The sequence below is a fragment of the Oleidesulfovibrio vietnamensis genome, from assembly GCF_055388115.1.
Map to the genome: position 1 here is coordinate 2,197,692 of NZ_AP042419.1, position 13,818 is coordinate 2,211,509.

Genomic DNA, 13,818 nt, shown 5'->3' on the forward strand with positions numbered 1-13,818 from the left:
TAAAGCATGCCACCAGTACAAAACCATCGTTTTGAACATGTATCTTCCGCTATTTCAGCCATCTGGACACACATAGACTCGGTATCCGAAAAGAGGTAGTTTCTGCCAGATATAACCCCCTTACACCTGTAACAGGCCTGCTCACAGGACAGCATGACAGACACAACCGTTTGCAAAACTCTTGAATTTGATGACCCGCAGCTGGCGAATGTTCTCTTCGGCCCGCAGAACAGCAACCTCAATCTGCTGGCTGAACGCTCCGGTGCGGGTATTTCGACACGCGGCTCCATGCTGTGTGTCACGTCGCCCGAAACAGGCACAGCTGATACCATGGTCAACCTGCTCACCCAGTTGTACGGTGTGCTCAAGGCCGGCCATCCGCTTTATCCGAGAGACGTGCTGTACGCATGGACCATGCTGCAACGCGAACCGTCCACTGAGCTGATCAGAATATTCAAGGAAGCGGTTTTTGTTGTCTCGCCCCGCAAGACCATCACGGCCAAAACGCTGAGCCAGCGTGACTACATTGCCGCTCTGCGCGAAAACGACATGATCTTCGCCGTGGGGCCTGCCGGAACTGGCAAGACCTATCTGGCCGTAGCCATGGCTCTTTCCAGCCTGCTGTCCAAAAAGGTCAAACGTATCATCCTGACCAGACCTGCGGTGGAAGCCGGTGAAAAACTGGGATTTCTGCCCGGTGATCTGGTAGAAAAGGTCAATCCGTACCTGCGGCCCCTTTATGATGCGCTGCATGACATGCTGGACTTTGAAAAAGTCTCTGAAATGCTTGAAAAAGGGATCATCGAGATAGCACCGTTGGCATTTATGCGCGGCCGTACCCTGAATGACGCATTCATCATACTGGATGAAGCACAGAACACGACACCGGAACAGATGAAGATGTTTCTCACACGCATGGGGTTCGGTTCGCAGGCGGTCATTACAGGTGACATAACCCAGATAGACCTGCCCGGCAGCGGCGGCAGGCAGCTTTCCCGTTCTGGACTGGTGCACGCCGAAAGAATACTCGGCAACGTCAAGGGAATACGTTTTCTGCATTTTCATGAAGACGATGTCATCCGGCACCCTCTTGTGGGCAGGATAGTTCAGGCATACGACCGGTTTGAAAATGAGCATAGTGAAAAAGCCTAACGGCGGTCCGCAGGTAAGCGGCATACGCCCCCGCAAAAAAACCGTTCCGGCAGCCGGAATAGCGTTTCTGTTCATCAGTCTGCTCTGCCTGTCCGTTGCGGCTTCGGTGCAGTTTGAAAACAGCCCCACTGTATATCTGGCAGGCGAAGTTGCCGAACGCGACATTCAGGCCGATCAGGAACTGCGGGTTGAAGATGCAGCCGCCACCGAAGCACGGCGCAACGAAGTTGCACGCACGCAGCCGCCGCTTTTTGACCTGAGCACCGCCACCATAGATGTGCTGCGCGCCAATGTGAACGCCACCCTGGAGTCTTTGCGCAACCTGTCCGCAGACAGACACGAAACCCACCGTCAGCAGCTGGCGGAAATGCTGAACAGCGATATTTCGACGCGCACCTTTGATATCTGGCGCACCCCCGTGTTCGCCACCCTGCTGCAGCGTGAAGTGCTGCCGTGGCTCGAAACACGCCTTGCCTCAGGCGTTGTGGCCGACCAGCGCATCCTGCTGCAGGAACGTAACGGCATCATCGTCCGCGATCTTTCCTCCGGTTCCGAGGTGTTGCGCGAAGACCTGCGCTATGTGCCCGACATAGAAAAGCTGGAAAAAGATATGGAAAGCTTTCTGCGGCACGACCTTAATATTCCCCTGCGCATGCGCCGCGCCGTGACAGACATGCTCTTTCCTCTGCTGGCGCCCACTCTGACTCTGAACAGAGAAGCCACAACCCGCAGAACACAGGAAGTACGCAATGCGGTTTCGCCGGTGTATTACCGTCTGCAGAAAGGTGAAATCATTGTCAGACAGGGTGAAAAAGTAACCGAAGACATGCAGCTTAAACTGCAGGCTCTTGTGTCGCAGAAACAGGAACATCTGTCCGCACCGCGTGTTGCGGGCGTTTTTCTGACGGCACTCATTCTGGCCGCCGGGCTGCTTTTTTCACACCGTACAGGCAGTTTTTCATTCAAAAGCAGCAAAGACATCATTTTCCTTTCCTGCGTGGTACTTGCTTTTGCCGGCATGGCCAAAGGGCTGGATGTGCTGGGAGCGGCGCTGGCCGAAGGCAAAGGGGGCGACTCATTCGAGCTTCTGCCGTTTCTGCTGCCTGTGGCAAGCGCGGGCGGACTGATCGGGCTCATATTTTCATTCAGGCGCTGCGTCACCACATCGCTGCTGCTGGCCTTCATCTGCATGGCAATGATGGACGGCGGCACAGATGTCATGCTCTTTTTCTTTCTGTCATCCGTCTGGGGTGCATGGGTCATCCGGCGGGCTCAGACCAGACAGGAGGTTGTCTGGAGCCTTTTGCCGCTGGCAGGGGGCATACTTGCCCTGTGGTGCGGAATGGCCTTTCTGGAAGGCTCGGGCTGGGCACGTTTCGGTTACGGACTGATGCTTGCTTCGGCCAACGCCGTTCTTTCACTGCTGCTCATTTTTGCTCTCAGCCCCATTGTCGAGCTGGCCTTCCGCTATACCACGCGTTTCCGCCTGATGGAACTGATGAATCTGGAGCAGCCGCTGCTGCAGGAGCTTATGGTCACAGTGCCCGGAACGTATCACCACTCACTCATCGTGGCGAACATGGTTGAAGCCGGGGCAAAGGCAATCGGCGCCAACAGCCTGCTGTGCAAAGTGGCCGCGCTGTATCATGACATCGGCAAACTGGCCAAACCGGAATATTTCATCGAGAATCAGGCCGGCGGCAAGAACAAGCATAACAAGCTGGCTCCTTCCATGAGCGCACTCATTCTGCTGTCTCATGTCAAAAAAGGAGTGGAAATGGCCCGCCAGCACCGGCTGGGTAACCGGATAACGGACATTATTCAGCAGCATCACGGCACATCGCTGATCCGCTTTTTCTACCAGAAAGCCATCGATAACGGCGAAAACCCCAGAACCGAGGATTACAGCTATCCCGGCCCCAAACCACAAAGCCGTGAAGCCGCCATCGTCATGCTGGCCGATGCCGTGGAAGCGTCCAGCCGCACGCTGAACGAACCGACGCCAAGCCGCATCCGCGGGCATATTGAAACAATCATGAAAAACATCTTTGCCGAAGGGCAGCTGGATGAATCCGAACTGACTTTCAGGCAGCTGTCTATGCTGACAGACAGCTTTCACCGCATTCTGGCCGGCATATTCCACCAGCGCATAGAGTACCCCGAGGCGAAACAGGGACAACGCGCAGCCTCTCAGGAAGATAAGAGCGAAAAGAAAAAACAGGCCGTGACGCAACAGCCTGAAAAAAGAACCACGCTCATCGCTGTTTCCGACAGACCTGCCCGTCCCCAGACATCTGCGCGCAGCGGAGAACAGCCATGATTGTCATAACAACACGCACCGGTGCCATGACCGGTTTTCCTCTTTCCCGTCACGACATCAGAATAGCACTGCATAGCATGCTTAGCTGTCTTGGACTTTCCGGTGCGCATGTGGAGGTCATTCTGACCGATGACGGGGAAAGCGCACAGCTGAACCGCGAGTTTCTGGGCTGCTACGGCCCGACGAACATACTTTCGTTTCCCGCCGCTGGCCCTGTCGCAGCCCCCCGTCAAGAACCGGACAGCCCCCCTGCATGCCGGAAAGACAGCAGCCACGCCGAGGACGACACAGACCTCGGGGTTCTGGCTCTTTCCACCGGTGCCGTGCACAGGGAAAGCTTTCTTTACGGACAACCACCGCACCGGCACGCCCTGCGCCTGCTTGCTCACGGACTGCTGCACCTTGCAGGTTACGACCATGGCCCGCAGATGGACGACATGACAGAAACACTGATGCAATGCGCAACCGGCAAGGCAGCAGCGGATACGGTCGTTACCGGATTCTGATTCCGAGCCGTCCGCCACTTGTCTGCCGTGCAAACTTTGCAGCCGCTGCCGGCGTCAACGGCAACTGTCCCTGATCCTGCCACCTTCCGCGCTTTAACTGCACTCCGCGGTCTGTACACCGGCAATCCGGCTTCCATCCGGCACCCGCGTGCTGATGCAGTGCAACACGGTGAGGCATGCACAGTCCGTGGCGGCGCCGAGGCTTTCAGGGTGTACGGGCAACTGTAAACGGCGGCACCGCCATACGCTGTGTCACGAACGGCGCAATTCCTCGATGATGCCCTGAAGCGCCGAGGCATTGCCCCGCAGCCCTTCCACAGACCGGGCAGACTCGTCCATGCCTTCCTCGGTCTGTCTGGCTATGCGGCTTATCTCATCCACAGTCTGTATGATGCCTTCGTTTGCTCTGGTGTGTTCTTCGGCAAAGCGGGCTATCTGCTCAATCTGTCCGCCCATGTTCACAGCCAGCCGGGCAATGACGCGCAAGGCCTCGCCCGACTCGGCCACCAGCTGTTCAGTTTCCTCCACGGCACCGGCGGCTGCTTCGGTATGCGCCATGTTTTCATCCGCAGCCTTCTGGATAGTCTGCACACTGCGGCGCACATCATTGGTGGCACTCATGGTCCGTTCTGCGAGTTTGCGCACCTCATCAGCCACCACGGCAAATCCCCGGCCGGCATCACCTGCGCGGGCGGCCTCTATGGCGGCGTTGAGTGCCAGCAGATTAGTCTGGTCTGCTATGTCACGTATGACATCCAGAACTCCTCCGATGGCCTGTGCCTGCTGCCCCAGTTCATGCATGCTTTCGCGCAGAGTGGAAGACATGCTGCTGACTCTGTGCATGGCTTCTTCGGAAGAAGTCACAATGCGCGCACCTTCTTTGGCACGGGCCACCGCGGTTTCGGCACCTGCCACGGCCTCACGGGCATATCCTGCAGATTCCTGCAGGGCGTTGTTCATGCGGCCGACAGACTCCGCCGCTTCTTCAAGCCGCATGACCTGAGTCCGTGCTCCGGAAGATACATTTTTGACCCGGTGCGACAGCTCAGCCACTTCGCCGGAAATCCCGGCAGCAATACTGTCCGCACGACCTGCAACTTCGTGCATCGTCTCATTCTGCAGACTGATATGGTATTCTTTGCTTTTTATGTCTGTAAGATCAGCAACCAGTGCGATGGCACCGATGACTCTGCCATCCAGATCATGCAGCGGCGCGGCATCAATACGCACATGGCGCATGTTGCCTTTTTCCGTACGCCATTCACGCTCCACATTGGTCACCGTCTCACCTGATTCGATGCACCACGAGGTTGTCCCCCGGCCGTCCTTGCCGTGCTGCAGCACCAGCGAGGCGGGTTTACCGCAATAGACGCAGCCTTCGCCTTCCAGCTCCAGCAGCGCCAGCAGTTGCGGATTGACAAATGAAATCACGTTGCGGGTATCCACCACCACACACGGCACCACGATACCGCTCAGCACGCCCGAGGCAAACCCCAGCTTTTCCTTGAGCTGGCTCACCATCTGCAGAATCCCCTGCGACAACTGGCCTATTTCCGCCCTGAAACGGACGCCTTCCGTCTCCATGCGGGCCTGCAAAGCGCCTCCGGCGACATTCTGCACATACGAACGCATGGCCCCCAGCGGAGCCAGCAGTTCACGGCGCAGAAAAACAAATGTCAGCAGTATGACCACCACAGTGGTAACGGCACCAGCCATACCGGCTATAAACCGCAGCTCGCTCACCGCGGCAAAGGCTTCTTTTTCTGAAACAGAAGTAATCAGTGCCCATGTGACCCCGGCTGCCTGCACCGGCTGATAGGCCATCACCGACCGGCCTCCGGACAGACCGTCACCCGAAGTGATGCCGCTTATGCCCTGCAGGGCGTCCTGAACGGCCCTGTTATCCACCTGCCCCTCCCTGCCGGCGCCAAAAGATGTCTGCAGGGCATGTTTTTCCGGATCCTGACGTGAATCCGAACGCATATGAAGATCCGGCCCCACAAGATAGCTGTCCCCTGTACAGCCTGTGCCGTACTGTTGTTCCATCAGGCCGGTGATGTTTCCCAGCGGCAGCCGCAAAGCGGCTACCCCCAGAATATCTCCGGTGTAGCTGTATACCGGAGCCGCAAAAAAAGCCGCAGGACGCCCTCCGGACGGAGCATAGGGAGCCACATCGGCAAAAGCTGTCTCGCCGGCCACGGCTTTACGCCAGGCCTGAGCCAGATTGGTAGCGGAAAACTGTCCCGATCTGAGGTCGGCACCCAGATCATCACCGCGCTGCACAGAAAAAAGAACCCTGCCGTGATCGTCTATAAGCAGGGCATCTTCATATCCCAGCACTTCAACATACGGGGTGAAGGCCGCCTTAACATACGTGTAGAGATCTTCATATTCAGGTGTATCCACCGGCATGGGCAGGCCTTCTTCGGCCAGACCGATGGTATAGTCGCGCAGCATGCCTATGGCGTTGTAGACTTCCTTGACTTTGGAATACATGACTGTTTCCTGCCGCCATGTGGCAATAACGCCTGAAACAGCTTTGCCCTGTATTTCACGCACAGACTCCAGCTGACTGCGTGCTTTGCCGCGCAGACTTTCAGACGCAGTGTTCACACTGAAAACACCCATGAAAAGCAAAGGAAAAAGACCGATAAGCAGGCAAAAGCCGGCCATTTTGAAACGCAAGGACATCATTCCCACCCCGTTGTCCGATATCATGAAAAAACAGAGGCCTGTATGACTCCGGATTGTTACGGCAGTGTGAAAACGATATGACAATCAAGCGGACGGCCCTGATTATAACAAGGGAGGATGGCAGAAAACAGCCCGCTCCGGCAGCGCCTTGAAGGAACGCAGCGGGCATAAAAAAAACCGCCTTGCGGCGGCCGGTCAGATCAGGATTTGATAAAACATTCCGCGGGCAGCACAAGGCCCTCGGCACAGTACGGACATTTCACGGAGACGGAGTTCTGCCCCTCGCGCAGTGTTTTCTTTTTAAGCAGAAAAACCTTCTGGCAATAGGGGCACCGCACACGGGTTGCAGCCTCTGCAGTCATATTATGTGCCTCGTAGCATAGACAGCGGTTTGAGTTTGATAGCGGGTATCCGTAATGACAAGATGCTCATGATATCCCTCAACCGTGACAATGGCAACACAGGGCCCGCCTTGACCGGTGAGGCTATCAGGCATATGGACTACAGTTCATTGCCGTCATCCCGCGCCTGCCGGACAAGGCACAGCATGCAACCGTCTGCCGGAAAGCTCCATGACAATACCCCCGCTGCTGCGAGACAAAAATCTGCTGATAACTTTCGGAATCACTCTGACCGTGGTCATGGGGGTTTCAAGTATCATTCCCGCCCTGCCGCTGGCCGCGCACGAGCTCGGCGCACCCGTTGCCACCATAGGGCTGATAATCACCGCGTTCACGCTGCCCGGCATAGTGCTCACACCGCTGGCCGGTATTCTGGCTGACAGATACGGCAGAAAAAAAGTGCTCATCCCGTCACTTTTACTTTTTGCCACAGCCGGAGGGGCCTGCGGCTTTGCCGACAACCTGCATACACTGCTGATGCTGCGTTTTCTGCAGGGTGTGGGCGTAGCCCCGCTGGGAATACTGTATGCGACAATCATCGGCGACCTGTACGAAGGCCCCGACCGCGTAAGAGCCATGGGCTACAATGCCGGAGTGCTGAGCCTGGGGACCGCTCTTTATCCTGCCATCGGCGGCATCCTGGGCGAGCTTGGCTGGCATGCGCCTTTTTTTCTTCCGCTTGCCACACTGCCCATGGCGTTCATAGCCTGGCGCGGTCTGACCCTGCCCGCACCGGACACATCGCAAAGCATGGGGGCGTACTTCAAAAATACCCTGCGTGCCATGAAAAGCCCGCAGGCTGTCGGACTCTTCTGTGTTTCTTTTCTGACTTTCACCATGCTGTACGGCCCTGTCATCACGTTCATCCCCATTCTGGCTGACCATCGTTTCACAGCGTCGCCCGCCACCATCGGTGCACTTTTTGCTCTGACATCACTGGGCACGGCCCTCAGCGCTTCGCGCATGGGCAGACTGGCCGAACAGTTCAAACCGCACCGCCTGCTGCTTGCAGGGCACGTTTTCTATCTGGTCGCCATGCTGCTTATGCCGCATATGCCCACGTTCTGGTGGCTGCTGCTCCCGGTCTTTCTTTTCGGTGTGGCACAGGGGCTCAACTATCCCAATCTTATGACGCTGCTTACAGCCCTTGCCCCGCTGGAACAACGCGCGGCGGTCATGGCTGTAAACGGCATGGTGCTGCGCCTTTCGCAGACCATCGCCCCGCTGGCTGTCACCAGCATTTATGCCGTATCCGGATTTTCCGGAGTGTATGCTTTCGGCGGTGCCACTGCCGTTGTAATGTTCATCATTACGGCGCACAGCATCCGCTGACGCATAACTTCTCAACAACAGCACCCGAGAGTTTCACCACTCCGCCGGCCATTCCCCGTCAACCCGTGCCGAAAAAAAATGCCACCGGAGCTGCATAAACTTCCGGTGGCACGTCGCATCTGCTTGTAGCTGTATACAGAATCAGGCTTTCAGCATGGCGATAATGGCCTTGCAAAACGCAGGCAGGTCTTTGGGCGTACGGCTGGTGATATGGTTCTTGTCCACCACCACCTCCTGATCAACCCACTGAGCTCCGGCGTTCTGCAAATCGTCACGGATGGCGTTTACCGATGTGCACCGGATACCTTTCATCACTCCCGCCGAGATGGGCACCCACCCCGCGTGGCAGATATGCGCCACAGGCTTACCGGCATCATGGATGGTTCTGGTTATTTCCAGCACTCTGGGATCACGGCGCAGTTTATCCGGAGCCCACCCGCCGCAAAGCACAAGGCCGTCGTACCCGCCGGCGTCAACGTCCGCAATGGCAACATCAGCCTCGCACGGGTACCCGTTTTTGCCCTTGTATACCTTACCGGTCGCAGGACCGGCCACCACCACCTCGGCTCCTTCCTCCTGAAGCCTGATTTTCGGGTACCACAGCTCCAGATCCTCGTAGTACTCTTCAACAAACATCAGAATTTTCTTACCTTGCAGATCGGACATATTCTTTCTCCCCGGGCGTAGCAGCCCTGTCTGGTCATACTTGAAATCCGGCTACGGCAAAACCGCACCGACCCATGTCTTATCACACGTCAGGCACTGTACCAAGCTCTGTGCGCCCACCCGCAGCACAAATGTCAGAAATAAAATATAGCTTTTACATAACAGCATATTGCAGCACAAAAGCAGAACCTTGCACATGCGCATGATCTGCTTTATACCTACAGCGCACGATCACATGGGGGAATCGTACTTTTCCCGCCGAGGAGCCTTTCTTTGACCACCAGCACAAATAAGATAAAATATCTTGATGGCATACGCTTCAAGCGGGCCATTAACGCCGCTGCACACCGGCTTATTGAAAAACACGGACACCTGAACGCCATCAACGTGTTTCCCGTTCCCGACGGTGATACGGGCAGCAATATGGCCGGAACCATGCGCAACATTGTGGACAACTCTGCGCAAACCAAAGACGGTTCCATCGAAGGTATGAGCAAGGTCATTGCCGAATCGGCACTGATGGGGGCCAGAGGGAACTCCGGAGTCATTCTGGCGCAGTTTCTGTGCGGTTTTTCAGAAGGCGTCAAAGATCTGAAACGTGTAACGCCGCCCGATTTCATTCAGGCCGCTTCGCTGGCAACCAGACGCGCACTCGAATCCATATCAAACCCCAAAGAAGGGACCATCCTCACGGTTATCCGCGACTGGTCCGAGCATCTTTCAAGCAACGCCGACTCGTACAAAGATTTTCAGCATATCATGTATGATTCACTGCGCAAGGCGCGGGAATCGGTGCAGCAGACCAAAGAAAAACTGGCCACCCTCAAAGCGGCAGACGTGGTGGATGCCGGGGGGCTTGGTTTTTTATATCTTCTCGAAGGCATTGTAGAATTTACTGAAAAAGGCTCGCTGAACCGTCAGGATTCGACAAAAAGCACTGTTGTCATAGAGGAAGCGGAAGAAAACGCACAGGAACGTGTGGCCGTGGATTCGCTGGAATTCAGGTACTGCACCGAATGCATGATCCGCGGAACGGACATTGACACCGCAGCGCTGCGGGAAAAGCTGGCCGCCATGGGTGACAGCCTTGTTGTGGCGGGCACAGCCGAAACCGTACGGGTTCATGTGCACACCAACAGCCCAGACGAAGTCTTTGCACTGGCAGCGGGGTACGGCACCGTGGAATGCCGCAAAGCCGACGATATGCTGGCCCAGCATCTTGCACTCACTTCCGGCCGCACCCCCCGTGTCGGCATTGTCACTGACTCCACATGCGACCTGCCCGAAGACCTGATGCAGGAGTACGGCATACGCTTCGCTCCGCTGAAGCTCTATCTGGATGAAGAGGAGTTCATTGACAAACTGTCCATCAGCACTGCTGAATTCAACAGCCGCCTGCGTGTTTCCCGTTCGGCGAAAACATCTCAGCCCTCGCCCGCCGACTTCAAACACCTGTATGACGACATGCTGGCGCTGCATGATGAAGTCGTTTCGCTGCATGTCATGGCCAAATACAGCGGCACACTGCAATCGGCAGCCAACATAGGCAAAATGGCTTCAAAGCCGGTGCACACATTTGACGGCCAAACTCTTTCTGCCGGTCTCGGGCTGCTTGTGCTTGAGGCGGCCAAGCGTGCCAGAGCCGGACTTGACGCACCCGCCATACTGGACATGGCCGCAAAAGACGTAAAAAATCTCCATGTATTTGTCGCCATGGACACGCTTGACTTTGCCGTGCGGGGCGGCCGTATGAGCAAAGGCGCCGGAGCGGTGGCAAAATTTCTTAATATCAAGCCGGTGCTTGAATTTGACGCGCGCGACCATGGCACGGTAAAAGTCGTGGAAAAAGGACTCGGAAGACGCATGGCGGAACTGAAACTGTTACGGCGTCTTGAAAAAACCATAAGCGGCAAAAAAAATATACGGATTGCCATCGCACATGTATCCGCGCCGGAAAGCGCCGGGCATCTCGGGCGGCTGATAACCGAACGTCTGGGCACTGCCCCGCTTTATACCATTGAAGCGTCACCGGTGCTGGGCACACACAGCGGACCCGGAGCATGCGCAGTTGCGGTGCTGACGGACTGATGCGAAGAACAGGTCCTGCTTGCACAGCGGGATGAGGAGTCGTTTGCACGTGAAAATGCGCCATATACCGGGCTTCATACTTCTGGCGCTGCTGTTATGTGCAGCTCCGGCAACCGCCCTGCCCGCCGAAACCGGCGGTGAACAGACCCTGCAGCCCAAATCGCCGCCTCCGGAAGGAACCCCCACCAGAGTGATCAATATAGGCGTCAGCAGGCAGGGGGAAGCTGATGTGTTCTGCATCGATTTCAACAAACCGCGCATTCCTGACCTGCAGACGGTGGATAACGGCGCACCGCGCATTTATTTTGATATAACAGACATTCATGAGTGGTCCGGCGCAAAAAGGTACGATGTGAACGGTACCTACATTCAGGCAGTAAGAACGCATCATAACACCGACAAAAAAACCATGCGGGTGGTGCTTGATCTCAACGACAGGTACAACTACCGGGTCGATCCCTCATGGGTTGAAGATTATTATCTTTTCTGCATTGCCATTTCAAAACGCTGACGCATACATGCCCATATGACAGGGGGCGGCCGGAATCTTCCGGCCGCCCCCTGTTTTTATGCCAACTATAACTTCCGGTGCTCTTTTCAATCCGTACCTGCCGTGCTTATACTGTAGGGGACAAGCCGAGGAGGAAATAGACATGGCATACATCGTTTCCGACATTTCCACGTTCAGCGGCCGTGACCTTCTGGAACGCACTCTGAGTCAGAACATGCATTCCGGCAAAAAAATGGCCATCTCGGATGAACTGATAAGCTTTTATCTGCTGTCGCTGAAAGTAAGCGAGCAGTACCCCACACGGATACAGACACCCATGCCCACTGTATCACAGGAAATGCTGCGCGGGCTGTTCACCAACATATCTCTGTGATCAGAAACCCAGCGCAAGTCCGTCTGCGCGCCCGTCACTGCCGGCTTCCCAGAATCCGTTGGGCTGCCGCAGGATAATCTGCCCGCGTCCGAACAGGTCGCGGGCGTATCCGCTGACTGGCCGGACATCATGACCTCTGGCCTTCAGGCTGTCCGCCAGCCCCGCATCCATGCCCTCTTCCAGCGCCACAACACTGGCTGCACCGTCAGGCTGAATGCAGAAGCGGAGCCTGTCCAGAGCCTGCTGAGGATTGCATCCATCATCCAGCAACGCACTGAGAATCTGCACATGCCCCTGTGGCTGCATAAATCCGCCCATAACTCCCATAACTCCGTGCAGTTCACCGTTTTCGTGCGTTGTCAGGCACGGAATTATCGTATGGTAAGGTCGTTTATACGGCGCAAGGCAGTTGGGATGATCCTGCCGCAACACAAAGTTGTGCCCCCTGTTCTGCAGAGCCATTCCCAAAGAAGGCACAACTACTCCGCTGCCGAACGTCATGTATATGCTGTTCACCATGGAGCAGGCATTACCGTCTCTGTCGGTCACGCAGAACTGTACAGTATCGGAAGAAGACTGAGGAACACCGCACACGGCCTGCGGCAAAGCCCTGCCGGAGTCTATCAATGCAGCCCGTGCGGCCGCATATTCCCCGGAAAGCAATCCATCCGCAGGAACGGCCGAAAAATCAGGGTCTGCAATATACGCTGTTCCGTCAGCGAAACCGAGCCGCAGAGACTCTATCATACAGTGCAGACGTTCTGCGGACACAGGGGCACCTTTTATCTTATCACTCAAGGCGGCAAGTATGTTGAGCGCACTCAGAGCCACCAGCCCCTGACCGTTGGGCGGGCATTCATGCACGCGTACACCGCCGTACACGGTACTGGCCGGTGTCTGCCACTGCGCCCTGCACCGGCTCATGTCATCCGCGGTCAGCACGCCGCCGGCAGCCTGAACCGCATCGGCCAGAGCCGCGGCAGCAGCCCCTTCGTACAATGCTGCAGCTCCCTTGCGAGCTATGTTTTTCAAAAGACGGGCAAGCGCATGGTTGCGGATACGTTCGCCCGCACGGGGAGCCCTTCCGCGGACCAGCAGACTTTTTCCACCTTCGCTGCCACGCAGCAGCGCTTCTTCGGTTGCCCATAACCGCGCGGTAACGGGTCCGACGGCAAAGCCGTCACGGGCAAGGCGCACTGCAGGAGCCAATACCTCGGCAAGATCCAGCCGGCCGTATTTTCTATGCAGTTCACACCATGCGGCACATGCCCCCGGCACAGTTACTGCCAGCCCGTGCCTTGCCGGCACTGCGTCATACCCGGCGGAAAAAACAGCTTCGGGGGTATGGCCGCCTCCGCTTTTTCCCGAACCGTTCAGCGCCGCCACATGCTGTGTGGCTGAATCGTAGTACAGAGCAAACGCATCACCTCCCAGACCGGTGCTGCACGGCTCGACAACGGCAAGCACGGCCGCCACGGCCACGGCCATATCGGCGGCGCTGCCGCCACGGGCAGCAATATCCAGACCGGCGCTGACAGCCAGAGGCTGTGACGCAGCAACCATAACCTCCGGTGCATAAACAGGTGAACGACGTGATGCGAACTCAAAAACAGGCAAGGAACTTTTCACGATACGGCACTCCTGACGTATTTTCTGCTGACTGAAGACTCAACTACCACAAATAACGGATTTAACCTTGCGCAGCATTACAAGCTGGTTTAACAATAAGGCACAGTAAACTCTGGACGCGACGTTATATGCGTTGCCTGCGCCTG

General features: G+C 56.4%; 10 protein-coding genes. 7 read left to right on the forward strand and 3 right to left on the reverse strand.

Annotated features, from left to right (window positions below; translation table 11 throughout):
- Window positions 1-153: 153 nt before the first annotated feature.
- From ACZ5D1_RS09940 to ybeY, 3 genes are read left to right on the forward strand one after another with little or no spacing between them, the layout of a single operon-like run.
- A complete protein-coding gene (locus tag ACZ5D1_RS09940; protein WP_011367602.1) occupies window positions 154-1,152 on the forward strand; it encodes a PhoH family protein in 999 nt (332 codons plus the stop codon).
- Window positions 1,130-3,472, forward strand: coding sequence for an HD family phosphohydrolase (locus tag ACZ5D1_RS09945; RefSeq protein WP_464554781.1), 2,343 nt, complete (start codon window positions 1,130-1,132; stop codon window positions 3,470-3,472). The genes ACZ5D1_RS09940 and ACZ5D1_RS09945 overlap by 23 nt, the downstream gene beginning before the upstream one ends.
- Window positions 3,469-3,978: an rRNA maturation RNase YbeY gene (gene ybeY / locus ACZ5D1_RS09950; RefSeq protein ID WP_011367600.1), complete on the forward strand. Its 510-nt coding sequence runs from the start codon at window positions 3,469-3,471 to the stop codon at window positions 3,976-3,978. The genes ACZ5D1_RS09945 and ybeY overlap by 4 nt, the downstream gene beginning before the upstream one ends.
- 252 nt (window positions 3,979-4,230) lie before the next feature.
- On the opposite strand, the gene ACZ5D1_RS09955 is transcribed toward ybeY, so the two are convergent.
- Window positions 4,231-6,672 (reverse strand): methyl-accepting chemotaxis protein, encoded by a 2,442-nt coding sequence (locus ACZ5D1_RS09955; RefSeq protein WP_464554783.1) that lies wholly within the window; start codon window positions 6,670-6,672, stop codon window positions 4,231-4,233.
- A gap of 572 nt (window positions 6,673-7,244) precedes the next feature.
- Here ACZ5D1_RS09955 and ACZ5D1_RS09960 point away from each other — a divergent pair.
- Entirely contained in the window at window positions 7,245-8,405 is a 1,161-nt protein-coding gene (locus tag ACZ5D1_RS09960; RefSeq protein WP_273195214.1) for an MFS transporter, read from the forward strand.
- A 141-nt stretch (window positions 8,406-8,546) separates the two neighbouring features.
- On the opposite strand, the gene ACZ5D1_RS09965 is transcribed toward ACZ5D1_RS09960, so the two are convergent.
- Window positions 8,547-9,071 (reverse strand): type 1 glutamine amidotransferase domain-containing protein, encoded by a 525-nt coding sequence (locus ACZ5D1_RS09965; RefSeq protein ID WP_273195213.1) that lies wholly within the window; start codon window positions 9,069-9,071, stop codon window positions 8,547-8,549.
- A gap of 273 nt (window positions 9,072-9,344) precedes the next feature.
- On the opposite strand from ACZ5D1_RS09965, the gene ACZ5D1_RS09970 reads away from it, so the two are divergent.
- From ACZ5D1_RS09970 to ACZ5D1_RS09980, 3 genes are all read left to right on the forward strand, one after another.
- Complete coding sequence (locus ACZ5D1_RS09970) at window positions 9,345-11,159, forward strand: DAK2 domain-containing protein (protein WP_464554785.1); 1,815 nt, start codon at window positions 9,345-9,347, stop codon at window positions 11,157-11,159.
- 55 nt (window positions 11,160-11,214) lie between these two features.
- Window positions 11,215-11,670: an AMIN domain-containing protein gene (locus ACZ5D1_RS09975; RefSeq protein ID WP_464556543.1), complete on the forward strand. Its 456-nt coding sequence runs from the start codon at window positions 11,215-11,217 to the stop codon at window positions 11,668-11,670.
- A gap of 142 nt (window positions 11,671-11,812) precedes the next feature.
- The gene (locus ACZ5D1_RS09980; RefSeq protein ID WP_011367593.1) at window positions 11,813-12,043 is read left to right on the forward strand and encodes a hypothetical protein; all 231 of its coding nucleotides are present in this window, start codon (window positions 11,813-11,815) and stop codon (window positions 12,041-12,043) included.
- Here the strand turns inward: ACZ5D1_RS09980 and ACZ5D1_RS09985 are convergent, their stop codons facing one another.
- Window positions 12,044-13,672: a gamma-glutamyltransferase family protein gene (locus ACZ5D1_RS09985; protein WP_464554787.1), complete on the reverse strand. Its 1,629-nt coding sequence runs from the start codon at window positions 13,670-13,672 to the stop codon at window positions 12,044-12,046. It abuts the gene before it with no gap.
- Window positions 13,673-13,818 lie beyond the last annotated feature (146 nt).

What these genes read in the sequence shown, in the direction of transcription:
- ACZ5D1_RS09940 (WP_011367602.1), top strand. Translation starts at nt 154, where the DNA reads ATGACAGACACAACCGTTTGCAAAACTCTTGAATTTGATGACCCGCAG.
- ACZ5D1_RS09945 (WP_464554781.1), top strand. Translation starts at nt 1,130, where the DNA reads ATGAGCATAGTGAAAAAGCCTAACGGCGGTCCGCAGGTAAGCGGCATA.
- ybeY (WP_011367600.1), top strand. Translation starts at nt 3,469, where the DNA reads ATGATTGTCATAACAACACGCACCGGTGCCATGACCGGTTTTCCTCTT.
- ACZ5D1_RS09955 (WP_464554783.1), bottom strand. Translation starts at nt 6,672, where the DNA reads ATGATGTCCTTGCGTTTCAAAATGGCCGGCTTTTGCCTGCTTATCGGT.
- ACZ5D1_RS09960 (WP_273195214.1), top strand. Translation starts at nt 7,245, where the DNA reads ATGACAATACCCCCGCTGCTGCGAGACAAAAATCTGCTGATAACTTTC.
- ACZ5D1_RS09965 (WP_273195213.1), bottom strand. Translation starts at nt 9,071, where the DNA reads ATGTCCGATCTGCAAGGTAAGAAAATTCTGATGTTTGTTGAAGAGTAC.
- ACZ5D1_RS09975 (WP_464556543.1), top strand. Translation starts at nt 11,215, where the DNA reads ATGCGCCATATACCGGGCTTCATACTTCTGGCGCTGCTGTTATGTGCA.
- ACZ5D1_RS09980 (WP_011367593.1), top strand. Translation starts at nt 11,813, where the DNA reads ATGGCATACATCGTTTCCGACATTTCCACGTTCAGCGGCCGTGACCTT.